This window comes from Kitasatospora sp. NPDC001660, from assembly GCF_053596725.1.
In genome coordinates this window covers 1-25,430 of the sequence record NZ_JBSFGU010000032.1, presented here as the reverse complement: position 1 = coordinate 25,430, position 25,430 = coordinate 1, and the positions used below count along the sequence as shown (strand labels likewise).

Sequence of the window (25,430 nt, the reverse complement as noted above, 5' to 3'; positions counted from 1 at the left end):
CCCGAGCGGCCCGGCGGCGTTGAGCAGGGCGACCGTCGCCCTGCCCGTGGAAGGCCCGCCGATGCCCGTCCCGTTCGCCAGCGCCCTGCTGCCGCTCGCCCTGCTCGCCCCCGCCGCCTCGCCGGTGTCCGTCATCGAGGCCGACTTCGACCCGGCGTCGGCCTTCGTCCCGCCCTCCGCCATCAGCTACGCGAGCGACCTCGTGCCGTACGGCTCGCACGCCACCGTCGTCACCGACCGCTCGGCGCCCGGGCGGACGGTGCTCACGCTCACGGTCGCCGGGCTCGCGCCCGGGCACGAGTTCCCGGTGCACCTGCACACCGGCACCTGCGGGGCCGACCCGGCCGCGTCCGGGCCGCACTACCAGCACGCCGTCGACCCGGTGCAGCCGTCCACCGACCCGGCGTTCGCCAACGACCGGAACGAGCTGCGGCTCGTGCTGCGCACCGACGAGCGGGGCGGCGGCAGCACCTCGGCCGCGGTGGACTGGCAGGCGCGGCCGGGCGAGGCGCGCTCGCTGGTGCTGCACGCGGGCACTCCGGCCGGCCCGCACGCGGCGGGCGACCGGGTGGCCTGCGTCAAACTGGACGGCTGACGGTCAGGATCCGAGGGTCGCGACCAGGACCGCCTTGATGGTGTGCAGGCGGTTCTCCGCCTGGTCGAACACGATGGAGTGCGCCGACTCGAACAGCTCGTCGGTGCACTCCAGCTCGGTCATCCCGGTGGCCTCGTGCATCTGCCGCCCGACCTCGGTGCCGAGGTCGTGGAAGGCGGGCAGGCAGTGCAGGAACTTGACGTCCGGATTGCCGGTGGCCCGGACGGTGTCCATCGACACCTGGTACGGCCGGAGCAGCTCGATCCGCTCGGCCCAGACCTCCTTGGGCTCGCCCATCGAGACCCAGACGTCGGTGTAGAGGAAGTCGGCGCCGGCCACGCCCTCCGCCACGTCCTCGGTGAGGGTGATCCGGGCGCCGGTGGTCTCGGCGAGCGCCTGCGCCGCCTTCTGCACGTCCTCGGCCGGCCACACCGCGCGGGGCGCGACGATCCGGACGTCCATGCCGAGCAGCGCGCCGGTGACCAGCAGCGAGTTTCCCATGTTGGAGCGGGCGTCGCCGAGGTAGGCGAGGGCGACGTCGGTGAGCGGCTTGGTGGTGTGCTCGGTGATGGTGAGCACGTCGGCCAGCATCTGGGTCGGGTGCCACTCGTCGGTCAGGCCGTTCCAGACCGGCACGCCCGCGTGCGCGGCGAGCTCCTCGACGACCGCCTGGCCGTGCCCGCGGTACTCGATGCCGTCGAACATCCGGCCCAGCACCCGGGCGGTGTCCTTGACGGACTCCTTGTGGCCGATCTGCGAACCGGCCGGGTCCAGGTAGGTGGTGCTCGCGCCCTGGTCGTGCGCGGCGACCTCGAAGGCGCAGCGGGTCCGGGTGGAGGTCTTCTCGAAGATCAGCGCGATGTTCCTGCCGCGCAGCCGGGGCTGCTCGGTGCCCGCGTACTTCGCCGCCTTGAGCTGGGCCGCGAGGTCCACCAGGAAGCGGAACTCCTGGGGAGTGAAGTCGAGCTCCTTGAGGAAGTGCCTGTTCCGGAGGTTGAAGGCCATGCCGGGCTCCTGGGGTGACGGGACGAACGGGAAAGCGGCAAGTGTATACGATATGTGGAATTAGTATGCAGCGCGCGGGTGAACGAGGGGGAGCCCGGGGCGGACTCCCCCTCGGTTCCCGGTCGGCTAGAGGCGCGGGTCGACCGGCTCGGACTCCAGCGCGAGCACGGCGAACACCGCCTCGTGCACCCGCCACAGCGGCTCGCCGGCCGCCAGCCGGTCCAGCGCCTCCAGACCCAGTGCGTACTCGCGCAGCGCCAGCGAGCGCTTGTGCCCGAGCGCGCGCTCGCGCAGCCGGTCCAGGTGCTCGGTGTAGTCCGGGCCGTAGATGATCCGCAGGTACTCCCGGCCGCGCACCTTGACGCCCGGCTGCACCAGCCCGCCCGGACGGCCCTCGCCCCGCTCCGTCCGCACCAGCGAGCCCAGCGGCTTGACCACCATGCCCTCGCCGCCGGCCCCGGTCAGCTCCTCCCACCAGGCGACGGCGGCCGCCACGGACGCCTCGTCGGCGGTGTCCACCACGAGTCGGCCGGTGCGGTGCAGCAGCGGCGCGTCGGGGTCCTCCGCGTCCGCCATGCGGTCGATCCAGGCCAGGTGCTCGTCGTGCGGGCGCACCGCGAGGTTCGCCCCCTCGGCGGCCAGCACCTGGAACGGCGCGAGCCGGATGCCGGAGAGCCCCTCGGTCGGCCAGCAGTAGCGCCGATACGCCTCGGTGAACGCCCGCGCGTCGGCCGCGCGCTGCTGCTGCCGGGCCGTCAGCCCCTCGACGTCCAGACCACGCCCGGCCGCCCGCTCCAGTGCCGACAGCGCCACCGGCAGGGCGGCGCCCGCCGCCGCGCCGACCGCCGCGTACTGGCGGCGCAGCAGGTCGACGGCCTTCAGCGACCACGGCATCAGCTCGGCGTCCAGCAGCAGCCAGCCGGTGCCCAGCTCCTCGAACAGCCCGGCCCGCTCGGCGGCGGCCCGGACCCGGCCGAGCACGGCGGCCGTCAGTCCGCCGTCGGCGAGGAACGCGCGGCCCGTCCTGGTCCAGATCGCGCCGGGGCCGGCCACGCCGAAGCGCTTCTCCAGCGCCGCGTCGTCCCGGGCCACCAGCACCACGGCGCGCGAGCCCATGTGCTTCTCCTCGCACACGACCTGCCGGACGCCGTCCGCGCGGTAGGCGGCGAACGCCTCCTCGGGGTGCTCCAGGAAGCCGTCCCGGCGGGACGTGGCCGTCGGGGCCATCGTCGGCGGCAGGTAGGCGAGCAGCCGCGGGTCCAGCGCGAAGCGGCTCATCACCTCCAGTGCCGCCGCCGCGTTCTCCTCCCGGACGGCGACCCGCCCGTGCAGCCCGGTCTCGACGATCCGCCGGCCCGCCACGTCGGCGAGGTCCAGCGGGCGGCCCTCGCGGGCGCCCGGCGCGTCGGTGAGCACCGGACGCACCGGCGCGTACCACTCGCGCTCGGCCGCCACGCTGACCAGCTCGCGCTCCGGGTAGCGCAGTGCCGTCAGGCTGCCGCCGAACACGCAGCCGGTGTCCAGGCAGATGGTGTGGTTGACGAAGCTCGCGGTCGGCACCGGCGTGTGGCCGTAGACCACCAGCGCCCGGCCCCGGTACTCCTCCGCCCACGGGTAGCGCACCGGCAGGCCGTACTCGTCGGTCTCGCCGGTGGTCTCCCCGTACAGCGCGTGCGAGCGCACCCGGCCGGAGGCGCGGCCGTGGTACTTCTCCGGCAGACCGGCGTGGCACACCACCAGCGCGCCGCCGTCCAGCAGGTAGTGGCTGACCAGGCCGCGCATGAACGCGCGCACCTCGGCCTTGAACTCCTCGCTCTCGCCGGCCAGCTGGTCGAGCGACTCCTGGAGTCCGTGCGAGACGGTGACCTTCCGGCCGTCCATCGCGCGGCCCAGCTTGTTCTCGTGGTTGCCCGGCACGCACAGCGCGTGGCCGGCCGCCACCATGCCCATCACCAGGCGCAGCACGCCGGGGGTGTCCGGGCCGCGGTCGACCAGGTCGCCGACGAAGACGGCGGTGCGGCCGGCCGGGTGCGCGGCGTCCACCGGGCGGCCCTCGGCGTCCCGGGCGAGGGTGTAGCCGAGGCGGGTCAGCAGGGTCTCCAGCTCGGAGCGGCAGCCGTGGATGTCGCCGACGACGTCGAACGGGCCGGTGAGGTGGCGCAGGTCGTTGTAGCGCTTCTCCAGCTCGATCTCGGCCGCCGCCACCTCGGCCTCGCCGTGCAGGATGTGCACCTTGCGGAAGCCCTCGCGCTCCAATCCGCGCAGGGAGCGCCGCAGTTCGCGGTTCTGGCGGGGGATCACGTGGGCCGGCAGCTGGCGGTCCGGTCGGGTGCGGTTGCGCTCCGCGCAGACACCGGGCGGCACGTCCAGGACGATCGCGATCGGCAGCACGTCGTGGTCGCGTGCGATCCGCACCAGCTGGCGGCGGGACTCGGGCTGGACGTTGGTGGCGTCCACGACCGTCAACCGGCTGGCGGCGAGGCGCTTGCCGACGATGTAGTGCAGGACGTCGAAGGCCTCGGCGGAGGCGGACTGGTCGTTCTCGTCGTCGGCGACCAGGCCGCGGCAGAAGTCGGACGAGACGACCTGGGTGGGCAGGAAGTGACGGCGGGCGAAGGTGGACTTGCCCGAGCCGCTGGTCCCGATCAGGACGACCAGGGAGACGTCGGTGACGGGGAGGCGACGGGGGGCGCTCGGCCCTGCTGCAGAGGGCGTCGCGTCGGGCGTCGGCTCGGGCGTCGGCTCGGGCGTCGGCTCGGGCGTCGCGGTCGCTTCGTCGGTCATCGGGGTTCGCCTCCTCCGGGCGTCGTGGTGGTGATCTCGCTTGCGGTCGTCCCGGTCCCGGTGCGGAACAGGGCCAGCTGGGTGGGCGGGCCGACCTCCGGGTCCTCCGGGCCGACCGGGCACAGCTCGACGGTGTAGCCGTACGCGGAGGCCACCCGCTCCGCCCAGACCCGGAACTCGGCCCGCGACCACTCGAAGCGGTGGTCGGCGTGCCGGACGGCGCCCGTCGGGAGGCTCTCCCAGCGCACGTTGTACTCGGCGTTCGGCGTGGTGACGACGACGACGCCCGGGCGGGCGGCGCCGAACACCGCGTACTCCAGCGCGGGCAGGCGGGGCACGTCCAGGTGCTCGATCACCTCGCACAGCACCGCCGCGTCGAAGCCCTTCAACCGCGCGTCGGTGTACGTCAGCGCGCCCTGCACCAGCGTCACCCGGGCCGCCTGCCGCTCCGGCAGGCGCTCCAGGCGCAGCTTGCGGGCCGCCACCTGCAGCGCCCGCACGGACACGTCCACGCCGAGGATCCCGGTGAACCGGGGGTCCTTCAGCAGCGCGCCGATCAGCTCGCCCTGGCCGCAGCCGAGGTCGGCGACCTTCGTCGCGCCGGTCTCGCGCAGGGCGGCCAGGATCGCGGTGCGGCGCTGCTCGGCGAGGGAGGGCTGCTTCTCGGGTGCGAGCGCGGTGTCGGTGGTCCCGCTCGACGCTTCCCGGGTGCCGTCGTCGGGCTGGGGGCCCTCATCCGGCTGGTCGTCGACCGCGTTGTCGATCTCCTCGACCTCGCGGTCGTCCGCCTCCGCGAGACGGGCCAGCTCCAGGCGCTCCATCGCCGCCCGGGTCAGCGACCAGCGCCGCGACAGGTAGCGGCGGGCGATCAGGGCGCGCTCGGGGTGATCGGCCAGCCAGCCCTGCCCCGCCGCCAGCAGCTTGTCCACCTCGTCCGGGGCCACCCAGTAGTGCTTGGCACCGTCCAGCACCGGCAGCAGCACGTACAGCTGCTGCAGCGCGTCGGACAGGCGCACGGACTCCGCGGCCAGCTCGATCCGCACGTACCGGGACTCGCCCCACTCCGGGAACGCCTCGTCCAGCGGGATCGCCCCCGCCTCGACCCGCCAGCCCAGCGGCTCGAACAGCCGTGCCACCATCGCCGGGCCGCCGCCCTCGCCCGCGCCGTTCGCGGGCACCGCGGGCAGCGCGATCCGCAGCGGGCGCGCCTGCTCGGGCAGCTCGGGGCGGGCCTGGCAGACGCCCTTCATCGCCGACCGGAACACCGTCCGCAGCGCCACCGCGAGCAGCGAGGACGCGGCGTAGGGCCGGTCGTTGACGTACTGGGCGAGCGCGAAGTCCGGCGAGCCGCCGCGGCCCTTGCCACGGCCCTTGCGGACCAGCGCGATCGGATCGACGTCCAGCAGCAGCGCCGCCGTGCAGAGCTCGTCCCCCGCCTCCGGGTAGAAGACGTGGGCCTCGCCGTGCGACGTCGTGAACCGCTGGACCTTGCCGGGGTGCTTGTGCAGCAGGAACCCGAGATCCGTGGCCGGGTTCTCGGCGCTGCCGGTTGTGGAGATCGACATGAACACCCGTCCGAGTATTGCCGAGCGGTGATCCCGTCGGCACCGGGTTTTCCCAGCCCACGCCCGGTCGGCGGCGGCCCGCACCGGGCACGTCCGCACGGTGGGCGTTTTCGGCACCGGGCCCCCGCATTGGTTAACGTGCACGATGTGACTGCTGAATCCACCACGCTCCCGAACGGTGCCGTCGCCTCCGGCCTGGCCACCATCGCCGCCGACGGAACCGTCCTCGACACATGGTTCCCCGCCCCCGTCCTGACCGCCGAGCCCGGCCCCGCCGGGACCGTCCGGCTCACCGCCGAGCAGGCCGAGGCCGAGCTCGGCGCCGGCGCCGCCGAGGCGCTGCGCGCCGACGCCCGGCGCGGCGTCGAGGTGGTCGCCGTGCGCACCACCGTCGCCTCGCTGGACGAGAAGCCGCTCGACACGCACGACGTCTACCTGCGCCTGCACCTGCTCAGCCACCGGCTGGTCCAGCCGCACGGCCTGAACCTGGACGGCATCTTCGGCCTGCTCGCCAACGTCGCCTGGACCAGCATCGGCCCCGTCCCGGTGGACCGGGTCGAGTCGGCCCGCCTCGCCGTCCGCGCGCAGGGCGGCCAGCTCGCCGTGTTCGGGATCGACAAGTTCCCGCGGATGACCGACTACGTCGCCCCGTCCGGCGTTCGCATCGCCCACGCCGACCGCGTCCGCCTCGGCGCGCACCTCGCCACGGGCACCACCGTGATGCACGAGGGCTTCGTCAACTTCAACGCCGGCACCCTCGGCACCTCCATGGTCGAGGGCCGGATCAGCGCGGGCGTCGTCGTCGGCGACCACAGCGACATCGGCGGCGGCGCCTCGATCATGGGCACCCTGTCCGGTGGCGGCAAGCAGGTCGTCTCGGTGGGCGAGCGCTGCCTGCTCGGCGCCAACGCCGGCATCGGCATCTCGCTCGGCAGCGACTGCGTCGTCGAGGCCGGCCTCTACGTCACCGCCGGCACCCGGGTCACCACGCCCGACGGCAAGATCGCCAAGGCCGTCGAGCTGTCCGGCCAGGACAACCTCCTCTTCCGCCGCAACTCCCAGACCGGCGCCGTCGAGGTCATCGCCCGCTCCGGCTCCTGGGGCGGCCTCAACGCCGACCTCCACGCCCACAACTGAGCCACCCCTCTCGGTCCAGTGCCCCGGCCCCGCGCACTCGCGGCGCCGGGCGCTGTGCTGTCGGGGCCGCTTTCCCCTGGGCTGCTCGGCGCCGGGTACACCGGCGCCGAGCAGCCAATCCCAGCCCATCACCCACCTCTTCTTCGCCCGCCCTCCTCCTAGCCCAGGCCTCTTCGCGGCGGCAACCCTGGGATCACCCGGGAGGCTGATCGGCCTGCCCGCATGGACCGCATCGGGTGGTGTGCGGTGACCCGGTACCGGAGCGGGTCGTTGGACGCTGCGGCGGGAGCGTGCGCCCCGGTGGCAAGGCGTCAGCCACCCCCGCCGCGCGGGCCGAGCCACCGTCGGCCGCTTCACGTCGCACTACCGATCCGAAGAGGTCCCGTCATGTCCGAACCCTGGTCCGAGACATCCGCCGCGCCGCAGCTCCCGAGCAGCCCGGTGGACCCGGCCGCCACTCCGAAGAGCCTGCTGGAGCAGATGCAGGAACTGCTCGCCTCGGTGACCGCGGACCTCGCCGAACTCCGGTCCTCCGGCGTCCGCGTCGCCGGCACGGCCGCCTACCCCACCGGCACGGACACCTCCGAGGCTCCGGCCGCCGCGCCGGGCACCCGGTAGCCCGACGCCCGTGCCCCGTCCGTCGGCCCGCTCTCACCCGGCGGGCCGAGCCGGACCACCAGTAAGGGCGCGCCCCGGCCCGCCGGCTCGGCCTCCGCACCGCCGAGCGCCGTCTCCGCCGCTCCCAGGGGCCGTCCCGCGACCTGCCGGAGCCGCGCCACGAGGTCCTTGCACTCCGCCACCGCGTCGACGGTGTCGATGCACGTCCAGTACACGCTCTCGGTGTCGGCCCCGCAGGCCAGCACCACCAGCGTCTCGCCGAGCTCCCGCAGCAGCCCGTCGAGCGCCTCCAACATCACCTCCAGCTCGCCGAGTTCGCCGAACCGGCCGGCCCGTCCGCCGCTCAGCACGGCGGCCCTGACCATGGACCGGTCCAGGCAGACCGAGGCGTGCGCGCCCGCCTCGGACAGCTCCCTGCCCAGCCCTGCCAGCTCCTCGTCGTCCAGCTCCCCCAGCCGGGCTCCCACCGCCTCGGTGAGCAGCGCCGCCTGCCGCGCCTCCGCCAGCACGTCCGGTACGTGCCTGGCCTCCACCAGGGCGTGCCGGGCCGTCTTGATCAGTCGCAGCGCCTCCATGGCCGCCACCCCTTCCGCTCGCCGTCGCCGTCCGACCACGGCCGCCGCGGGGGCGGTTCGTGGTCACGGCGAAAGCGTGCGCCGAGGGCGGGAAGTCCGCATCGACCCTTTCCAAAGCTGTGGACAACCCCCGGGTTGTGGACAACTTCCGTCCCCCGTAAGGGTTATTCGCGCACCTCCGGCCTGACGGACGCGGTCGAACCCGGCACCGGGAAGCGCTCCTCGTTCCGCTCGATCTTGGCCGCGAGCGCCTCCAGCGGATCCACCCCCACCACCGTGCAGAACTGCACCAGGTACGCGAGGACGTCGGCCACCTCGTCCCGCACCCGGTGGGCGCGCTGCGGGTCGGACATCACCGCGGCGGCCTGCTCCGGCGTCAGCCACTGGAAGATCTCCAGCAGCTCGCCCGCCTCCACGGTCAGCGCCGCCGCCAGGTTCTTCGGTGTGTGGAAGGGCTCCCACTTCCGCACCGCCGCGAACTCCACCAGCCGCTGCCGCAGGCTCTCCAACGTCGGTGCCGCGGGGCCGGCAACGGGTTCCTCAGGTCGTTCGTTCACTCGTCCAGGTCTACCGCATCCGCGCCCGCCCCTGCCTCGCCGCCCACCGTGCCGTCCACGGGGCCGTCCACCCTGCCGTCCGCGGTTCCGGCGTCTTCACCGCGTCCGAACTGGGCCGGCACCCGCGCCGTCTCGGGCCGCAGCACCGTGTGCCCCGAGTCCGGGTCACGCCGGCACTCGACCAGCACGACCCCACCCGCAGACCCCCCGTGGCCGCCCAGCGCCTCCCGAGCCGCCGCCGGCTCCTGGAGCGCGGCGAGCACCCGCAACTGGTCGCGCCCCGACATCTCCCGCGCCAGTCGCAGCAGCGAGGCCGTCTGCTCGGTGGACAGTCCCGCGCCCAGGTCCCCCGCGAGCACCGTGAGCTGCCGGTGCGCCCACGGCACCTCGGCGGCCACGTCCAGGTCGAGCACTCCGGCGCCGGTGAGCAGCACGGCGGCGAACGCGAGGTGGCGCAGCATCCCGTCGGAGGCCTGGTCGGCCCCGGTGCGCCCGAGGACGCCCTCGTCGAAGACCGCGAGGACGCGCTGCTCGGCCCCGGTGCCGCGGTGCGCGAGGTCGAGGCCGAGCAGCGGGTGCGGCGCCGCGGACTGGACGACCCGCAGGAGCTGGCCGTACCGGCGCGGGCACTCGCCGGCGAGCCGGGCGATGAGGGCGGAGATGTTGGCGGCGTTGCTGGTCAGGCGGGCCTGCGGGTCGGGCCGGGCCCAGTCGCGCATGAGGGCCGGCACGGGGTGGACGGGGAAGACCTCGCGCAGCGCGGTGAGCGCGTGCTCGGTGGCGCCGAGGACGGTGCGCTCGCCGGGCGAGGAACCGGCGACCCGCAGCGGCAGCTGGGCGGTGATCATGGTGCCGCTGGGGAAGGGCGCCCGGATGTCGCCCTGGCGGGTGTCGTTGTGCCAGCAGACGTTGACGCGCCGGCCGCGGAGGTCCTGCTCGCCGGTCTCGACCAGGGTCCGGCCGTCGAGGCTGAGCGATTCGCGGGCGATCCGGACCGGCCCGTCGGTGCGGATGACGATGTCGAGCCGGATGCGGCCCGCGGGGGAGCGGACGGTGCAGCCGAGGATGATCGCGTCCCGCCCGTGCGGGACGCACCCGGCCAGGCCCCCGCGGACGGGCGTGGCGAGCGGACCGACCGCGCCGGGGAGTCCGTCGAGGGACTCCGCGATCTCCTCGCCGAGGGCGAGCCGGGACAGGACGGCGAGCGCGTCGAGCGCGTTGGACTTGCCGACGCCGGCCGGTCCGTGCAGGACGGTGAGCGGTGCGAGCGGCAGCACGGCGCGCCGGTAGGACTTGAAGGAGGTGAGCCGGAGCTCCTCGACGGTGGGGCGCGGCACGGGCGGCCGGTCGGGCGCCCGGGCGTCCGGTCGGGGGTGGGCCGGCGCGGCGGTGCGGGTGGCGTCGCGGTTCACCCGTCGGACCCTAGCTGCAGGCCAGGCGGCAGAAACGTGCCTGCACGGCAGATTCATCCCATCGGGGCGGCACGCGCACGGCCCGGGCATGGGAGGTGCACAGGGTGCGCACAACGCCACAGGGGGCGCACGTCGAGGGCGCGCGCGAGCGCCCTCGACGCCCGTGACCGCCCCAGACGCTCGTGACCGCCCCCGACGCCCGTGACCGCCCCCGACGCCCGTGACCGCTCTCAGCGCCGGTACGCCGCGACCGTGACCGACGCCGTGACCTCGACCGGCTCCGGCAGTCCGGCGAGCGTCGCGGCCAGCCGCTCCGGGTCGGTGTGCCAGGCGCTGGGCCCCATGCCGACCACCGTGCGCACGTCCTGCGGCCCGAGCCGCAGCGTGAACTCGACCTCCCGCCGCCCCTCGGGCGTCAGGTACGGCCCGAGCTTCTCGTCGATCCGCCGCTGCTTCTCCTCGTCGACCGACAGCAGCCCGAGCGCGGTGACGAGTTCGCGCAGGTGCCGCGAGGTCGGCGAGACCAGCAGCAGGGTGCCGCCCGGGCGCAGCACACGGCGGATCTCGGGCCCGTTGCGCGGCGCGAACACGTTGAGCATCAGCCCGGCGGACTCGTCGTGCAGCGGCAGCGGGCGCCAGGCGTCGCAGACGACCGCGCCGATCCGGGGGTGGGCCTTGGCGGCGCGGCGCAGCGCGTACTTGGAGATGTCGAGCGCGGCGCCCGGGCGGCCGGGCAGGGCGTCGAGGACGTGGGCGAGGTAGTGGCCGGTGCCGGCGCCGAGGTCGGCGACGAGGCCTTCGGGTTCGGCGGCCGCGGCGGCTTCGGCGAGGGCGTCGGCGATGGGCCGGTAGTGGCCGGCGGCGAGGAAGTCGGCGCGGGCGGCGACCATGTCGGCGGTGTCGCCGGTGCCGGTGTGGGCGTCGCCGGCGAGGAGGCTGACGTAGCCCTGCTTGGCGAGGTCGTAGCTGTGCCCGGCCGGGCAGCGCAGGGTGCGCTCGTGCCGGGTGAGGGACTGCGCGCAGTGCGGGCAGGCCAGGTAGGGCTCGATGTCCTGCAGCAACGTTCCGTCTTCTCTCGCCGTACGCCCCGAGGGCCGTCCCGGGCGTTCCCCGAGGTCACTCGGGGGATGCCAGCCTAACGACCCTGCCGGCCAACGCCCCCGCCGGCTGACACCACCCCGCCGACGGTCCCGCCGGCCGACGACGCCCTCGGCCAACGCCCCACACCGGCCGCGACGCGCAGGGCGAGGGCGGCCAGCGCCTCGGGAGCGCCCGCGCGGCCGCGGATGCCGGGGAACGCGTTGACGTCGACGACGACGGGCTCGGCGAGGCCGTCGAGCAGGTCGACGCCGTAGACGTCGAGGCCGAACACCTCGCCGACGCGCAGCGCGAGGGCGGCGCGGTCGGCGGGCGGCTCCCACTGCGCCGCGGGCCCCGTGTCGCCGACGGGCGGTGCGAGTTCGGAGCGCCGCCGGGCGGCGAACACCCGGCCGTCGACGACCCACAGCTTCTGGTCCCAGCCGGTGCCGTCGAGGAAGGGCTGGGTGACGACGGCCTCGTCCGGCCAGCGCTCGGCGAGTTCGCGCAGCCGCACGGCATCGTCGACCCGGGCGACGAGGTCACCGCGCCGGCTGTGCCGGCTCTTCACCACGAACGGATAGTCCGGATCGGCGAGTTGGCCCAACCGCCCGACCGCGCGCGTCTCGGCGAAGGGCAGCCCGGCCGTCCGCGCCAGTTCCGCCATCCGCACCCGGTCCTGGCAAAGCTCGGTCGCCGCCGCCGAGTTGACCACCGGCACTCCATGCGACTCCAACTCCCTCGCGAGCGCCAGCGCTTGCGCCGTCCGAGCCTTCAGCAGACAGACGTCCCCTGCCCAGGCCACCCCCGGACCGACGACGTCCACCCCGTGCCCCCGCCCACGCAGGACCGCGGCCGTGGCCGCCAACACCGGATGCCCCGGATCCGCAGCGATCAGCCCGACCCTCACAGCGCGCCTCCGCCCGCCCCCACCAGCGCCGGGGCCGGGACCGACACGGCCGTCCCGCCGCGCGCGAGCCGCAGCACCGCCCGTCCGACCCGGGCGACGGCGTCCGGCACCTGCCGGAAACTCGGGAAGTCGTTGACGTCCACGACGACCGGCCCGTGCGGCCCGAGCAGCACGTCGACGCCGTACAGGTCGAGGCCGAACACCTCCCCCACCTGCGCGGCGATCCGCGCCACCTCGCCCGCCAGCGGCACCCTCCGCTCCCGCACCCCCTGCCCGGGGTGCAGCGGCGAGCAGCGCTCGGTGGCGTGGAACTCGCCGTCGACGCAGTAGATCTTGAGGTCCACACCGGAGTTGGGCACGTACGGCTGCGCTATCAGCAGCCCCTCCCCGCCAGTGAAGGGCCGAGCGTGAGCAGGTGGTCGGGGTGCGGACGAGCCGCACGGCGCGCCCCGAGCTGCCGTCGGCCGGTTTGACGACGAGCGGGTACTCCGCCGCGGGGAAGCTGTGACGGCATCAGCATGTCACGCGGTGCGCGGCCAAGATCGCCACGCCTGTAAGCGTTCGGAAACAATCAGGGGAAGGCCGGTGCGTGTCCGGACGATCGCCCGTCGCCCGGCGGTCAAACCAGTGGCGGCCGGTCCGCAGTCCTGCTTGGATGCCGCCGTGACTTCTGCTGATCATCCACCCGCCGCCCCGGACCCGCATCTCCTCGACGAGATCGAGCGCTACTACGACGCGGTACCGCGCAGCGCCGCGCGCGTCGAGGACTTCGGTCCGTTGACCCTGTTCGTCCGCGAGGGCGCCGGCTGGCCGTACTACGCCCGCCCGACGCTCGGCCACGAGGGGCCCGCCGCGACCGTCGACGACGTCCGGCGAGTGCTGGCGCGCCAGCGGGAGTTGGGCGCGCCGGAGGCCTTCGAGTGGGTGGCCGAGCACGACCCCGGGCTGCGCGCCGCGGTCGAGGAGGCCGGGCTGACGGTGCACGAGCACCCGCTGCTGGTGCTGGGCCCGGAGAACGAACCGGCCGCCTCGCCCGTCCTGGCGGGGCCGGTGGAGGTGCGCGTCCTGGCCGCGGACGCACCGGAGTTGGCGAGCGCGGTCGCCGTCCCGCACCTGGCGTTCGCCGAGCCGGGAACCGGCATCGGAACCGCAGGGACCGATGAACTGTCGGCAACGGAGCGTCGGTTGAGGGCGGACGGCACCGTGGAGCGGATCGCAAAGCGGATCACCACGGGCACCACCGCGCTGGCCGCGGCGCTGGAGGGCGGCACGCCGCTGTGCGCGGGCCAGCACAACCCGGTGGGCCCGGTGACGGAGGTCGCCGGGGTCGGCACGCTGCCGACGGCACGCCGGCGCGGCCTGGGGCTCGCGGTGACGGCGGCGCTGGTCGCCCACGCCCGTGCGAACGGCGTGCGAACGGTGTTCCTGTCCGCCGCGGACGAGAACGTCGCCCGGATCTACCGCCGGGCCGGCTTCCGCCCGTTCGCGACGGCCCTGATCGCCGAACCGGCAGGCCCGGACGGAACCGGGAGGTGACCGCGGCGGCCGACGGGGAGGACCGTCAGTCGTCGTCCCCGTCCTCGTCGTCCGCCCCGCTGACGCCCTCCCCCTCCGCCTCGTCCACGACCCACGCGGACAGCCGCTCGGCGACGCCCGACACGCCGAGCCGCCCCTCCCGGATGGCCCGGGCGAGGCTGCGCACCTCGCGGGCGGTGGTCGCCACCGTGCAGCCGCTCGCGACGAGGTAGGCGTAGGCGGCGGCGGTGGCGAACAGCTCGTTGGTCTTCTCCAGGGCCGGCACCCGGATCAGCTGGTGCATCAGGGCGGCGGCGCGGTCCTGCGGTTCGGGGTAGACGGCGATGTCGAAGATTTCGGCCTGGTGCCGGGAGACCGCCGCGAGCAGCGATCCGTAGTCGGTGACCTGCGGGTCACCGGGCGTGTACTGCTCGGCGGTCATGAGCAGCCACGAGAGGTCGACCTCCAGTTTCAACGGCGCACGCCCTGGAGGTCGCCCGGCTCCGCGAACTCCGCCAGGAAGGCCGTCTCGTACTCCTTCATGAACTTCGCGGCGGCGTCGACGAAGGCCCGCCCGGACTCGCCCATGTCCTGCTGGACCAGGCGCTCGATGTACTGGTTCATGCTGATCCCCTGCTGCTCCGCCCGCTCCCGGGCCATCTCCGCGGTGGCGGCGTCCACCCTGACGTTCAGCTGCTTTTTACCCATGGGCCTCAAGCTAGCGCTGAAGTGCTAGCACAACAAGGGCGCGGATCCCGCCCCCACACGCACCCGCCGCACGCCCCCGCACAACCCCGGAGGCGCCCCGAACTCATACCCACCGTCCGCCGCCCCACCCCCGCCACGAGGGGCGAGACTTGAAGAGTCCTGCCCCTTCCGAGACTCTGAACACTCCTGCGCGTTCCGTGAAGCGGCACCGACCGGTGTGGAGGCCGGCAATGACAGCCATGTTCGACCAGGAGCTGCGCGAGCAGCTCACCCAGGCCCGGCGCGACCTCGCGGCGGCCCGGGCCGAAGGGGACGCCGACGGCGTCCAGGCGTACGAGGGCCGGATCGCCGAGCTGCTCCGGCTCGCCGCCCTGCACGGGATCGACCTTCCCCACAGCACCGACGAGGAAGAGCACAACGAGCCCTGACCGGTCCGCGAGCAGCCCGGAAACGACCGGAGGCGGCCCCCGGAACACCCCGGGTGCCGCCTCCTCGGCGCCTGCCTGAACCGTCCTACGTCACTCGGCGAAGCCCCCGACCGGCTCCAGGATCGCCACGCACTCGAAGTGGTGCGTCATCGGGAACAGGTCGAAGGCCCGCAGCGAGACCGGCCGGTAGCCGCCCTCGCGGAAGAAGCCGAGGTCCCGGGCGAGCGCCGCCGGGTCGCACGCGACGTACGCGATCCGGCGCGCCTCCAGGCCCACCAGGTGCGCGACGGTCTCGCGCCCGGCGCCCGAGCGCGGCGGGTCCAGCACGATCAGGTCGGTGGCGGTGATGCCGGTGCGCGGCAGCAGCGTCTCGACCCGGTCGCACTCGATCCGGACGTTGTCCAGCGCGGCCAGGTTGTGCCGGGCGTCGACGACGGCCTGCTTCGCCGACTCGATGCCGAGCACCGCACCGTCCTCGCCGACCCGGTCCGCCAGCGCACCCGCGAACAGGCCCACGCCGCAGTACAGGTCGAGCGCGTTCTCGCCCCACTGCGGGTCCAGACCGTCCAGGACGGCGTCCACGAGCGTGTCCGGCGCCTCGGGGTGGATCTGCCAGAAGCCGCCGTTACTGACCCGCCAGGTGCGCCCGGCGGCCCGCTCGCGCACGAAGGTCCGCCCGTGCACGCGGTGCACGTCGCCCTGCTCGTCCACCCGGGCGATCGACACCGGCTTGTCCAGCTCGACCAGCGGCAGCTGGGCGCCGGGCCGCGGGGTGAGCACCACCTGGCGGTCCGAGGAACCGGCCGCGGCGACGGCCTCGACCGAGGCGACGCCCGGCCAGTCGCGCGCCTCGATGCCCAGCTCCGTGACGCCCTCCGCCGCGATCATGCAGTGGTCGACCGGCTGGATCTCGTGCGAGCGGTGCTTGCGCAGGCCGACCTTGCCGGTCTCCCCGTCCACCGCGTACTGCACCCGGGTGCGCCAGGCCGGCACCTGCCCGGCCGGGAGCTTGCCGCCGACCGGCTCGACGCTGCCGTCCCAGCCCGCCTCGGCCGGGGTGAGCCCGGCCAGCTTCGCCAGCTGCTCGGTCAGCACCGCCGCCTTGAGCTTGCGCTGCCCGCCGGGGGTGACGTGCTGCCAGTCGCAGCCGCCGCACTTGCCGGGCCCGGCGAACGGGCACGGCGGGGCGATCCGCTCCTTGGCGGGCTCCAGGACCTCCACCGCGTCGGCCCGCAGGAACCGCGAGGTCGTGGTGCCCTCGGTGACCAGCGCGACCACCTTCTCGCCGGGCAGCGCGTGCCGGACGAACAGCACCCGGCCCTCGTGCCGGGCCACGCAGTGCCCACCGCCGTGCGCGACCGGGCCGACCTCGACCTCGTAGCGCTGCCCGACCAGCGGGTCCCCGGACGGCGTCTCGGCCCGCTGCGCCCGCGGCTGCTGGGTGCGCAGCGCCTTCGGCGGCCGCACGGCCTGCTTGCGCGGCGCCTTGCCCTTGCCCGCAGCACCCGAACCCGCACCCGAACCCGCACCTGCAGCGCCCTTGCCGGAAGCCGCGCCCTTGCCCGAAGCCGGACCCCTGCCAGAGGCCCCGGAAGCGCCAGGAGCCCCGGAAGCCGCACGGGCCTCCGGCTCCGCCAGCTCACCCGGGGCGAGCGGCGCGGTCCGCGCGGTGTACCCGTCGCGGTCGGTGGCTTCCGGGCGGGTCGGCCGGCCCCAGCGCGGCCGGGCGACCTGCCCGGGCTGGGCGCCGCCCCGGCGGGCGCCCTTGCCGGAGCCGGCGCCGGACCGGCCGGAGTTGCCCCCGGATTTGCCCGAGGAGCGGGGCGGATTGTTGCGGGTCACTGGGAGGAGTCCTTGCTGCGGTCGGAGGTCGCACCGGTGCTCGCACCGGTCCGAACGGAATCCTTCGACTTTACGGCCTTCGGAGCCCGCGGTTCGCCACGGCGGACGGCCCCCGGCGCCGACCAGGCCTTCTGCGGCCTGCGCCGCTCGAAGGACTCCAGCTGCCACGGCACCGAGGTGACCATCACCCCGGGCTTGAACAGCAGCCGCCCCTTGAGCCGCAGCGCGCTCTGGTTGTGCAGCAGGTGCTCGTACCAGCGGCCGACGACGTACTCGGGGATGTACACCGCCACGACCTCGCGCGGGCTGCCGCGGCGCAGGTTCTTGACGTGGTCCAGGACCGGCCCGGTGATCTCGCGGAACGGCGAGTCGAGCACCTTCAGCGGTACCTCGATCCCGCGCTCGTGCCACTCCCTGCGCAACGCCTCGGTGTCCGCCGGGTCGACGTTGACGGTGATGGCCTCCAGCGTGTGGGGGCGCGCCAGCTGTGCGTACGCCAGGGCACGCAGCGCGGGCTTGTGCAGCTTGGAGACCAGGACGATGGCGTGCACCCGGGTGGGCAGCACGACGTCGTCGGGCTCCTCGGCGGCCGTCAGCTCCTCGGAGACGCGGTCGTAGTGGCGCCGGATGCCCTTCATCATCACGAACAGCACGACCATCGCGGCGATCGCGATCCAGGCATGGCCGATCTTGGTGACCAGGACGACGATCAGCACGGCCGTGGTCATCACCAGGCCGAAGGTGTTGATCGCCCGGCTGCGCTGCATGTGGCGGCGCTCGGCCGGGTCGGTCTCGGTGCGCAGCAGCCTGGTCCAGTGCCGGATCATGCCGGACTGGCTCATGTTGAAGGACACGAAGACGCCGACGATGTAGAGCTGGATCAGCCGGTTGGGGTCGGCGTCGAAGGCGATGACGAACAGGACCGCGGCGATCGCCAGCAGGATGATGCCGTTGGAGAAGGCGAGCCGGTCGCCGCGGGTGTGCAGCTGGCGGGGCAGGTAGCGGTCCTGGGCGAGGATCGAGCCGAGCACCGGGAAGCCGTTGAACGCGGTGTTGGCGGCGAGCACCAGGATCAGGCCGGTGACGGCGGCGACGAAGTAGAAGCCGGGGGTGAAGTTCGAGAAGACGGCCTCGCTGATCTGGGCGAGGGCGGTCTTCTGGTGGTAGTCGGGGGCAGCGCCGACGAGCTGCTCGGCCGGGTTCTCGGCCATCTGGACGCCGGTGAGCCGGGCCAGCCAGATGATGCCCATGAACATCACCACGGCGACGCTCGCCATCATCAGGAGCGTGGTGGCGGCGTTCCTGCTCTTGGGCTTGCGGAAGGCCGGGACGCCGTTGGAGATGGCCTCGACGCCGGTGAGCGCCGCGCAGCCGGAGGAGAACGACTTGAGCAGCAGGAAGACCATCGCGAACCCGGCGAGCGACCCGTTGCCGGGGGTGGCGGCGAGGTGGAAGCCGGAGCTCTCGGCGGGCAGGTCCTGGCCGAGCGCGAAGTGCCGGAAGAACCCGTAGCAGACCATGCCGATGACGCCGATCATGAAGGCGTAGGTGGGCACGGCGAAGGCGGTGCCGGACTCCCGGACACCGCGCAGGTTCATCCCCATCAGCAGCACGATCACGATGACCGACAGGGTCAGCTCGTGGCCGCGCAGTGAGGGCACGGCGGAGACGACGTTGGCGACGCCGGAGGTCGTGGAGACGGCCACGGTGAGCACGTAGTCGACCATCAGCGCGCTCGCCACGACGAGCCCGGCGGCCGGGCCGTGGTTGACGGTCGCGACCTCGTAGTCGCCGCCGCCGCTCGGGTAGGCGTGCACGTTCTGCCGGTAGGAGGCGACCACGGCGAGCATGACGATCGCGACGACGACGCCGATCTGCCAGGAGAAGTGGATGGCCGACGCCCCGGCGACCGACAGCGTGAGCAGGATCTCCTCGGGGGCGTAGGCGACCGAGGAGAGCGCGTCCGAGGCGAACACGGGCAGCGCGATCCGCTTCGGGAGCAGCGTTTCGCCCAGTTTGTCGCTCCGCAGGGCGCGTCCGATCAGGATGCGTTTCGGAAGGTCAGTCGACATAGGCACGTTAAGGAATCGTAGGGGTTTCCCGAGAAGGCTTGCGCAGCACTCCCCACCCTTCGTCGCGACTGTGTTCGGTGGACCGGCTAGCGTGTCGGATACGAGCCGGCGGGCAACATCTCGTTGTCGTGCCGGTACCGAAACCAGAACGCTCGCCCCCAACAGACGTCTGACAGACAGCCGCCGGACGTCCGACGGCGGGGCGGGAAAGGGAGATGAACGGTGTTTGCGCAGGTCAAGAACCCTACGGGACGGGTGAGGTAGCGCCGGTGCACATCGTCATCATGGGCTGCGGCCGCGTGGGCTCGGCCCTCGCGAGAGCGCTGGAGAAACAGGACCACTCCGTCGCGGTGGTCGACCAGGACCCGACGGCGTTCCGCCGGCTGGGCGCCGGGTTCAACGGACGCCGGGTGACCGGGGTCGGCTTCGACCAGGACACCCTCCGGGAGGCGGGCATCGAGGAGGCCGGCGCGTTCGCGGCCGTCTCCAGCGGCGACAACTCCAACATCATCGCGGCGCGGGTCGCCCGGGAGACCTTCGGCATCGAGAACGTCGTCGCCCGGATCTACGACCCCCGGCGCGCCGAGGTCTACCAGCGCCTGGGCATCCCGACCGTGGCGACGGTCCGCTGGACCGCCGACCAGATGCTGCGCCGGCTGCTGCCGAGCGGCGCCGAGCCGCTGTGGCAGGACCCGAGCGGCAGCGTGCAGCTGGCCGAGGTCGCGTACGACCCGCGCTGGGTCGGCCGCCGCCTGAGCGAGCTGGAGGAGTCCTCGGGCGCCCGGGTGGCGTTCGTCACCCGGCTCGGCGAGGGCCTGCTGCCCACGTCGCAGATGGTGGTGCAGGAGGGCGACCTGGTGCACGTGATGCTGCGCCGGGCCGACCTGACGGCCGTCGAGGCCGCGTTCGCGCAGGGACCGAAGGAGGAGGGTCGCTGATGCGGGTCGCCATTGCCGGGGCCGGTGCCGTGGGCCGCTCGATCGCGGGCGAGCTCCTGGAGAACGGGCACGAGGTCCTGCTGATAGACAAGAACCCCAACGCCATCTCGGTGGAGCGGGTCCCGCTGGCGGAGTGGCTGCTGGCCGACGCCTGCGAGATCACCTCGCTGGACGAGGCGGCGCTGCAGCGCTGCCACGTCGTGATCGCCGCGACCGGCGACGACAAGGTCAACCTGGTCGTCTCGCTGCTCGCCAAGACCGAGTACGCGGTGCCGCGGGTGGTCGCCCGGGTGAACAACCCGAAGAACGAGTGGCTCTTCAACGAGTCCTGGGGCGTGGACGTCGCCGTCTCCACCCCGCGCCTGATGTCCGCCCTGGTCGAGGAGGCGGTCAGCGTCGGCGACCTGGTCCGCCTGATGCGCTTCAGCCAGGGCAACGCCAACCTGGTCGAGCTGACCCTGGCGGCCGACACCGAGCTGGTCGGCACCCGGGTGGGCGACGTCGCCTGGCCGCCGGACACGGCGCTCGTGACGATCATCCGCGAGGGCCGGGTGCTCGTGCCCGGCAAGGACGACACCCTGGAGGGCGGCGACGAGCTGCTCTTCGTCGCCGCGCAGGAGCGTGAGGAGGAGCTGGAGGACCTCCTCTCGGCCACCTCCGGCACCCGGTAGGGACTTGGCGATGCGGCAGGGCCCGCCCCCCACCCGGGGTGCGGGCCCTGCCGCATCAGGTCCGAACAGCCGCTCCGCGAACGGGCTACTTCGCCGGCTCCTCGTCGTCCTCGTCCAGCTGCGCCTTGATCGGCGGCGGCGCCTTCAGCAGGATCTGCCAGGTCACGTACATCGCCAGCAGCATCGGCGGGATGCCGAGGGCGACCTTCAGCCAGCCGAGCAGGTTGACGTTGTGGGTGAAGTACAGCGGGAAGAGGATCAGCGGCTTGATGCCCATGATCACGACCCAGGCCCAGGTCGCCTTGGTGTAGGCGGTGAGCCGGCCCGGGTTCTCCTTGCGCCAGGTGAACATCTCGCCGGTGATCGGGCCGAGCATCAGGCCGATCAGCGGCCAGCGCACCAGGGCGGAGACCGCGAGCCCGATGCAGTAGCCGACGTTCCACAGCAGGCCGGGCAGGTAGAAGTCCTCGGCCCGGCCGCTCTTCATCGAGATCCAGGCGCCGATGGCGACACCGAACACCCCGCTGAAGGCGTGCTGGAGGGTCTCCCGCTTCGCCAGCCGGACCACCACGAACAGGGCGCTCAGCGCGAGCGCGGCCCACGCGGCAGCGCTGACCTGGTGGGTGATGTTGTACGTGACGATGAAGACCAGGCCGGGCAGCGTCATGTCGACCATGCCGCGCACGCCGCCGAAGGCCTGCAGGACGGTGTCGGCGGCCTCCTTGGAGGCGGCCTTGCGGGCGGCCTCGGCGGTCGCCGGGTCGAGGGGCTGGTCGGTGGCGGCGTCCTGCCAGGCGGCCAGGTCGGCGGCGTTCAGGTCGAGCCGGGCGGCGGCGTCGCCGCCGGGGTGGTTGCTCACGCTCATTCGCTCCCGTGTCCGACCGGACGCAGCTCGTAGCGGGGGTTGAACAGCACGCGGCGCCCGCGTGCGTGGCTGATCCGGCCGCTGGCGACGAGCCGGCGGCCCGGCTCTATGCCCGCGATCGAGCGGCGGCCCAGCCAGACCATCTCCAGCGCCTCGGTGCCGTCGAAGAGCTCGGCCTCCAGCGCGGGCACCCCGGCCCGCGGGCGGAGCGTCACCGTGCGCAGCGTGCCCGCCACGGTGACCAGCTCGCGGTCCGCGCAGCCGACGATCGGCCTGCAGCCCGACTCGGCCGCGTTCTCCTGGCGCAGCTCCTCGGCCCGCAGCTCCTCCGCCGACGAGGTCAGTCGGCTGAGCATGCGGCGAAAGCGCCCCTGCGGCTGGTCGCTGCTGTTGTCACCACTCATGCGGGAAGGGTACCGGTTTCCGGGCCCCCGCCGGCAGGCCGCACAGCCGCCGGGCGGCCGCCGCGGGGGCCGGAGCGCGGGCGGGTCGTCAGCTCTCGAAGCGGTAGCCCATGCCCGGTTCGGTGATGAAGTGGCGCGGGTGCGAGGGGTCGCGCTCCAGCTTGCGGCGCAGCTGGGCGAGGTAGACGCGCAGGTAGTTGGTCTCGGTGCGGTAGGCCGGGCCCCAGACCTCCTGGAGCAGCTGGGTCTGGCTGACCAGCCGACCGGCGTTGCGCACCAGCACCTCCAGCAGATGCCACTCGGTCGGGGTAAGCCGGACGTCGGTGCCGTCACGGTTCACCTTCTTGGCGGCGAGGTCGACGGTGAAGCTCTCGGTGACCACCAGCGAGTCGTCCTCGCCGGCCACCGGCTCGGCGCGGCGCACGGCCGCGCGCATCCGGGCGAGCAACTCGTCCATGCCGAACGGCTTGGTGACGTAGTCGTCGGCGCCCGCGTCCAGCGCCTCGACCTTCTCGTCGGAGGCGTGCCGGGCCGACAGCACGATGATCGGCACCCGGGTCCAGCCGCGCAGCCCGCGGATCACCTCGACGCCGTCCATGTCGGGCAGGCCGAGGTCGAGGACGACGACGTCCGGATGGCGGGCGGCGGCCAGTTCCAGGGCGCTCGCGCCGTCATGGGCCGCGTCGACCTCGTACTTGCGGGCCTTGAGGTTGATCACCAGCGCGCGGACGATCTGCGGTTCGTCGTCCACGACGAGGACCCGGGTCATACGGGCTCCGCCTTTCAGGGCTGTGTCGGACTTGCAGGCTGTGGGACTTGCGGACGGTGGTACGGACGGACGGGAAGCGCGCCCGGGTGTCACGTGATGAGCCGCGACAGGGGGTCGTGACCGTCGCCGGACGACTCGTCCGGTTCCGGTGGCCGCTCGGCGGCGGGCAGGGTGACGACCATGGTGAGACCGCCGCCGGGAGTGTCCTCGGCCGTGACGGTACCGTCCATGGCCTCGACGAACCCGCGCGCCACCGCGAGTCCGAGGCCCACCCCGGCGCCGCGCGGCGCGTCCCCGTAGCGCTGGAACGGCGCGAAGATCCGCTCCTTGGCCTCCTCGGGGACGCCGGGGCCGCGGTCGACTATCCGCAGCTCGACCCGGCCGGGCCCGCCCGTCGGGTGCAGCGCGTCGGCCTTGACCAGCACCTTCACTCCGTCGGGGCTGTACTTGACGGCGTTCTCGACCAGGTTGGCCAGGGAGCGCTCCAGCAACCCGCCGTCGGCCCGGATCATCGGCAACGTCTCCGGGACCTCCAGCCGGACGGACTCCGGCGGGACGCCGCCGAGCGCGAACGGCACGACCTCGTCCAGATCGGTCTCCTGGATCAACGGGGTGACGGTGCCGGTCTGCAGACGGCTCATGTCCAGCAGGTTGTTGATGAGGTGGTCGAGCCGGTCGGCCCCGGCCTCGATCCCGGCCAGCAGCTCCGCCTCGTCCTCCGGGGCCCACTCGACGTCGGCCGAGCGCAGCGAGGTGACGGAGGCCTTGATGCCCGCCAGCGGGGTGCGCAGGTCGTGCGAGACGGCGGCGAGCAGCGCGGTGCGGATCCGGTTGCCCTCCGCCTCCCGGCGGGCCGCGGCGGCCTCGCGGGCCAGCCGGCGGCGCTCCAGCACCACGGCGGCCTGCGCGGCGAACGCCCCGAGCAGCCGGCGGTCCGCCGCGGGCAGCACCCGGCCGCGCAGCACCAGCGCGAGGCTCTCGCCGACGGGGACGTCCACGTCGGCCTCCTCCGGGCGCACCGGCGGGTGCGGCCCGGCGGCCGCGACCGGCGCCCAGGCACCGAGCGGGTCCGGGCGCTCCAGCAGCGCGGCGCTCTCCTGGCCGAAGGTCTCGCGCACCTGCTCCATCAGCGCGGTCAGCACGCCGTCCCCGTTGGGCGCGCCGCGCAGCACCGTGCCGGCCAGCGCGCTGAGCGTCTGTGCCTCGGTCTGGTTGCGGGCCGCCTGGAGGGTGCGGCGGGCCGCCAGGTCCACGACGGAGGCGACCGAGATGCCGACGACCGTGAATATGGCCACCGCCATGATGTTCTGCGGCTGGTTGATGGTGAACGTGTGGATCGGCGGCGTGAAGTAGTAGTTCAGCACCGAGGATCCGACCAGCGCCGACCCGATCGCCGGCAGCAGCCCGCCGACCAGCGCGGCGAGCACCGTCAGCGACAGGAACAGCAGCATGTCGGTGGACAGGCCCAGCCCGCCGATCGCGGTCAGCGCCAGCGCCAGCAGCGGCGGGCCGGCCAGGCCGATCAGCCAGCCGGCGACCGTCCGGGTGCGGCCCAGGTCGGTGATCCGGCGGATCGGGATCCTGCCGCGCCCGCTCCCGGCGTGCTCGTGGCTGACCATGTGGACGTCGATGTCCCCGGCCTCCCGGGTCACCGTGGTGCCGACGCCCGGCCCGTAGAGGTACTGCCAGGCGGGCCGGCGGCTCGTGCCCAGCACGATCTGGGTGGCGTTCACGCCCCGGGCGAAGTCCAGCAGCCCGCCGGCCGGATCGTCGCCCAGGACGGCGTGGAACGTGCCGCCCAGGCTCTCGACCAGTGCCCGCTGCTCGATCAGCGTCTGCGGCGACTGCCCGGTGCCCGCCAACCCGTCCGAGCGGGAGATGTGGACCGCCATCAGCTCGCCGCCCGACGTCCGGGCCGCGATCCGGGCCGCGCGACGGATCAGCGTCGCCCCCTCGGGCCCGCCGGTCAGGCCCACCACGATCCGCTCCCGGGCCTGCCAGGTCCCCTCGATGCCCTGCTCGGCCCGGTACTTCTGCAGGTATTCGTCCACCCGGTCCGCGGTCCACAGCAGCGCCAGCTCGCGCAGCGCCGTCAGGTTGCCCGGGCGGAAGTAGTTGGCGAGGGCGGCGTCGATCTTCTCCGGCGCGTACACGTTGCCGTGCGCCAGCCGGCGGCGCAGGGCCTGCGGGGACATGTCGACCAGCTCGATCTGGTCGGCCCGCCGCACCACCTCGTCCGGCACGGTCTCACGTTGCCGCACCCCGGTGATGCCCTCGACCGCGTCACCGAGCGACTCCAGGTGCTGGATGTTGACGGTGGAGATCACGTCGATCCCGGCCGCCAGCAGCTCCTCCACGTCCTGCCAGCGCTTCTCGTTGCGGCAGCCCGGGACGTTGGTGTGGGCCAGTTCGTCCACCAACGCGACCTGCGGACGGCGGGCGAGGACGGCGTCCAGGTCCATCTCGGAGAACCGCGCACCCCGGTGCACCACCTGCTGCCGCAGCACGACCTCCAGGCCGGCGACGAGATCCCCGGTCAGCCGCCGACCGTGGTCCTCCACGAAGGCCACGACGACTTCCGTACCACGCTGCTGCCGCCGGTGCGCCTCGGCGAGCATGGCGTACGTCTTGCCGACCCCGGGGGCAGCCCCGAGGTAGATGCGCAGCCTGCCACGTCCCATGAGCACCATTCTTGATCCGGCCCTGCCCGGGAGCCACCCCCGGACACTTGTTCCCCTCCCCTTCGAGACTACGGCGTGGGAGACGATTTTCCGCTGATCCATGCACTGAGCATGCCGTTTTAGCGACATATTGACGGTGCCACAGCCCGGCAGCCGGCCTGCACCCGCCATCCGATGGGAAACCTGCACGGATTTTCCCGAAATGCAAAGAACCCCCATCCGGAATCCGGATGGGGGTTCTTCAGAAGAATTGTTCGGCGGCGTCCTACTCTCCCACAGGGTCCCCCCTGCAGTACCATCGG

The 25,430-nt window shown here is 73.6% G+C and carries 23 protein-coding genes and 1 pseudogene; 7 read left to right on the top strand and 17 right to left on the bottom strand.

Annotation, left to right across the window (positions count from 1 at the left end; genetic code table 11):
• Window positions 1–61 precede the first annotated feature (61 nt).
• On the top strand, window positions 62–595 hold the full coding sequence (locus tag ACWCXH_RS27980; protein ID WP_449804252.1) for a superoxide dismutase family protein: 534 nt from the start codon (window positions 62–64) through the stop codon (window positions 593–595).
• 3 nt (window positions 596–598) lie between these two features.
• Here ACWCXH_RS27980 and argF read toward each other — a convergent pair whose 3' ends face one another.
• The 3 genes from argF to ACWCXH_RS27965 all read right to left on the bottom strand — a co-directional run bounded on the left by argF (window position 599) and on the right by ACWCXH_RS27965 (window position 5,955).
• The gene (gene argF, locus ACWCXH_RS27975) at window positions 599–1,600 is read right to left on the bottom strand and encodes an ornithine carbamoyltransferase (protein WP_449804251.1); all 1,002 of its coding nucleotides are present in this window, start codon (window positions 1,598–1,600) and stop codon (window positions 599–601) included.
• 126 nt (window positions 1,601–1,726) lie between these two features.
• On the bottom strand, window positions 1,727–4,384 hold the full coding sequence (locus ACWCXH_RS27970; RefSeq protein WP_449804250.1) for a polynucleotide kinase-phosphatase: 2,658 nt from the start codon (window positions 4,382–4,384) through the stop codon (window positions 1,727–1,729).
• The gene (locus tag ACWCXH_RS27965; RefSeq protein ID WP_449804249.1) at window positions 4,381–5,955 is read right to left on the bottom strand and encodes a 3' terminal RNA ribose 2'-O-methyltransferase Hen1; all 1,575 of its coding nucleotides are present in this window, start codon (window positions 5,953–5,955) and stop codon (window positions 4,381–4,383) included. Before ACWCXH_RS27965 ends, ACWCXH_RS27970 begins: the two co-directional genes overlap by 4 nt.
• Window positions 5,956–6,096: 141 nt before the next feature.
• Here ACWCXH_RS27965 and dapD point away from each other — a divergent pair, with 141 nt between their 5' ends.
• Window positions 6,097–7,086, top strand: a complete 990-nt coding sequence (gene dapD / locus ACWCXH_RS27960) for a 2,3,4,5-tetrahydropyridine-2,6-dicarboxylate N-succinyltransferase (RefSeq protein WP_449804248.1) — start codon at window positions 6,097–6,099, stop codon at window positions 7,084–7,086.
• Window positions 7,087–7,473: 387 nt separating this feature from the next.
• Entirely contained in the window at window positions 7,474–7,704 is a 231-nt protein-coding gene (locus ACWCXH_RS27955; RefSeq protein ID WP_449804247.1) for a hypothetical protein, read from the top strand.
• Here ACWCXH_RS27955 and ACWCXH_RS27950 read toward each other — a convergent pair.
• From ACWCXH_RS27950 to ACWCXH_RS27925, 6 genes and pseudogenes are all read right to left on the bottom strand, one after another.
• Window positions 7,647–8,279, bottom strand: coding sequence for a DUF6099 family protein (locus ACWCXH_RS27950; RefSeq protein ID WP_449804246.1), 633 nt, complete (start codon window positions 8,277–8,279; stop codon window positions 7,647–7,649). The two genes, ACWCXH_RS27955 and ACWCXH_RS27950, sit on opposite strands and share 58 nt — an antisense overlap.
• Before the next feature lie 164 nt (window positions 8,280–8,443).
• Complete coding sequence (locus ACWCXH_RS27945; protein ID WP_449804245.1) at window positions 8,444–8,836, bottom strand: nucleotide pyrophosphohydrolase; 393 nt, start codon at window positions 8,834–8,836, stop codon at window positions 8,444–8,446.
• Window positions 8,833–10,248, bottom strand: coding sequence for an AAA family ATPase (locus ACWCXH_RS27940; protein ID WP_449804244.1), 1,416 nt, complete (start codon window positions 10,246–10,248; stop codon window positions 8,833–8,835). The genes ACWCXH_RS27945 and ACWCXH_RS27940 overlap by 4 nt, the downstream gene beginning before the upstream one ends.
• Window positions 10,249–10,478: 230 nt before the next feature.
• Window positions 10,479–11,309, bottom strand: coding sequence for a putative RNA methyltransferase (locus ACWCXH_RS27935; RefSeq protein ID WP_449804243.1), 831 nt, complete (start codon window positions 11,307–11,309; stop codon window positions 10,479–10,481).
• A gap of 74 nt (window positions 11,310–11,383) precedes the next feature.
• Entirely contained in the window at window positions 11,384–12,061 is a 678-nt protein-coding gene (locus ACWCXH_RS27930) for an ATP-grasp domain-containing protein (protein ID WP_449804242.1), read from the bottom strand.
• 170 nt (window positions 12,062–12,231) lie between these two features.
• Window positions 12,232–12,733: pseudogene (locus tag ACWCXH_RS27925) on the bottom strand (ATP-grasp domain-containing protein); the annotation flags it as partial.
• A gap of 165 nt (window positions 12,734–12,898) precedes the next feature.
• On the opposite strand from ACWCXH_RS27925, the gene ACWCXH_RS27920 reads away from it, so the two are divergent.
• Window positions 12,899–13,771 carry a GNAT family N-acetyltransferase gene (locus ACWCXH_RS27920; protein WP_449804241.1) on the top strand — a complete coding sequence of 291 codons (873 nt, stop codon included), beginning with the start codon at window positions 12,899–12,901 and terminating at the stop codon, window positions 13,769–13,771.
• Window positions 13,772–13,796: 25 nt separating this feature from the next.
• Here ACWCXH_RS27920 and ACWCXH_RS27915 read toward each other — a convergent pair whose 3' ends face one another.
• Together ACWCXH_RS27915 and ACWCXH_RS27910 are read right to left on the bottom strand one after the other, a co-directional pair.
• On the bottom strand, window positions 13,797–14,225 hold the full coding sequence (locus ACWCXH_RS27915; protein WP_449804240.1) for a fic family toxin-antitoxin system, toxin component: 429 nt from the start codon (window positions 14,223–14,225) through the stop codon (window positions 13,797–13,799).
• A complete protein-coding gene (locus ACWCXH_RS27910; protein ID WP_449804239.1) occupies window positions 14,222–14,458 on the bottom strand; it encodes a toxin-antitoxin system HicB family antitoxin in 237 nt (78 codons plus the stop codon). Before ACWCXH_RS27910 ends, ACWCXH_RS27915 begins: the two co-directional genes overlap by 4 nt.
• Before the next feature lie 230 nt (window positions 14,459–14,688).
• On the opposite strand from ACWCXH_RS27910, the gene ACWCXH_RS27905 reads away from it, so the two are divergent.
• Window positions 14,689–14,886 (top strand): hypothetical protein, encoded by a 198-nt coding sequence (locus tag ACWCXH_RS27905; RefSeq protein ID WP_449804238.1) that lies wholly within the window; start codon window positions 14,689–14,691, stop codon window positions 14,884–14,886.
• A 90-nt stretch (window positions 14,887–14,976) separates the two neighbouring features.
• On the opposite strand, the gene ACWCXH_RS27900 is transcribed toward ACWCXH_RS27905, so the two are convergent.
• Together ACWCXH_RS27900 and ACWCXH_RS27895 are read right to left on the bottom strand one after the other, a co-directional pair.
• Window positions 14,977–16,335: a class I SAM-dependent RNA methyltransferase gene (locus ACWCXH_RS27900; protein ID WP_449804295.1), complete on the bottom strand. Its 1,359-nt coding sequence runs from the start codon at window positions 16,333–16,335 to the stop codon at window positions 14,977–14,979.
• 389 nt (window positions 16,336–16,724) lie between these two features.
• On the bottom strand, window positions 16,725–18,800 hold the full coding sequence (locus tag ACWCXH_RS27895; protein WP_449804237.1) for an APC family permease: 2,076 nt from the start codon (window positions 18,798–18,800) through the stop codon (window positions 16,725–16,727).
• A 269-nt stretch (window positions 18,801–19,069) separates the two neighbouring features.
• On the opposite strand from ACWCXH_RS27895, the gene ACWCXH_RS27890 reads away from it, so the two are divergent.
• Together ACWCXH_RS27890 and ACWCXH_RS27885 are read left to right on the top strand one after the other, a co-directional pair.
• Complete coding sequence (locus ACWCXH_RS27890; RefSeq protein ID WP_449804236.1) at window positions 19,070–19,738, top strand: potassium channel family protein; 669 nt, start codon at window positions 19,070–19,072, stop codon at window positions 19,736–19,738.
• Window positions 19,738–20,409 carry a potassium channel family protein gene (locus ACWCXH_RS27885; RefSeq protein WP_449804235.1) on the top strand — a complete coding sequence of 224 codons (672 nt, stop codon included), beginning with the start codon at window positions 19,738–19,740 and terminating at the stop codon, window positions 20,407–20,409. The genes ACWCXH_RS27890 and ACWCXH_RS27885 overlap by 1 nt, the downstream gene beginning before the upstream one ends.
• Window positions 20,410–20,494: 85 nt before the next feature.
• Here the strand turns inward: ACWCXH_RS27885 and ACWCXH_RS27880 are convergent, their stop codons facing one another.
• From ACWCXH_RS27880 to ACWCXH_RS27865, 4 genes are all read right to left on the bottom strand, one after another.
• Window positions 20,495–21,268 (bottom strand): DUF3159 domain-containing protein, encoded by a 774-nt coding sequence (locus tag ACWCXH_RS27880; RefSeq protein WP_449804234.1) that lies wholly within the window; start codon window positions 21,266–21,268, stop codon window positions 20,495–20,497.
• Between the two features lie 2 nt (window positions 21,269–21,270).
• On the bottom strand, window positions 21,271–21,678 hold the full coding sequence (locus ACWCXH_RS27875; RefSeq protein ID WP_449804233.1) for an OB-fold nucleic acid binding domain-containing protein: 408 nt from the start codon (window positions 21,676–21,678) through the stop codon (window positions 21,271–21,273).
• 88 nt (window positions 21,679–21,766) lie between these two features.
• The gene (locus ACWCXH_RS27870; protein WP_033351413.1) at window positions 21,767–22,447 is read right to left on the bottom strand and encodes a response regulator; all 681 of its coding nucleotides are present in this window, start codon (window positions 22,445–22,447) and stop codon (window positions 21,767–21,769) included.
• Window positions 22,448–22,536: 89 nt separating this feature from the next.
• Window positions 22,537–25,128, bottom strand: coding sequence for an ATP-binding protein (locus ACWCXH_RS27865; protein ID WP_449804232.1), 2,592 nt, complete (start codon window positions 25,126–25,128; stop codon window positions 22,537–22,539).
• Window positions 25,129–25,430: the final 302 nt, after the last annotated feature.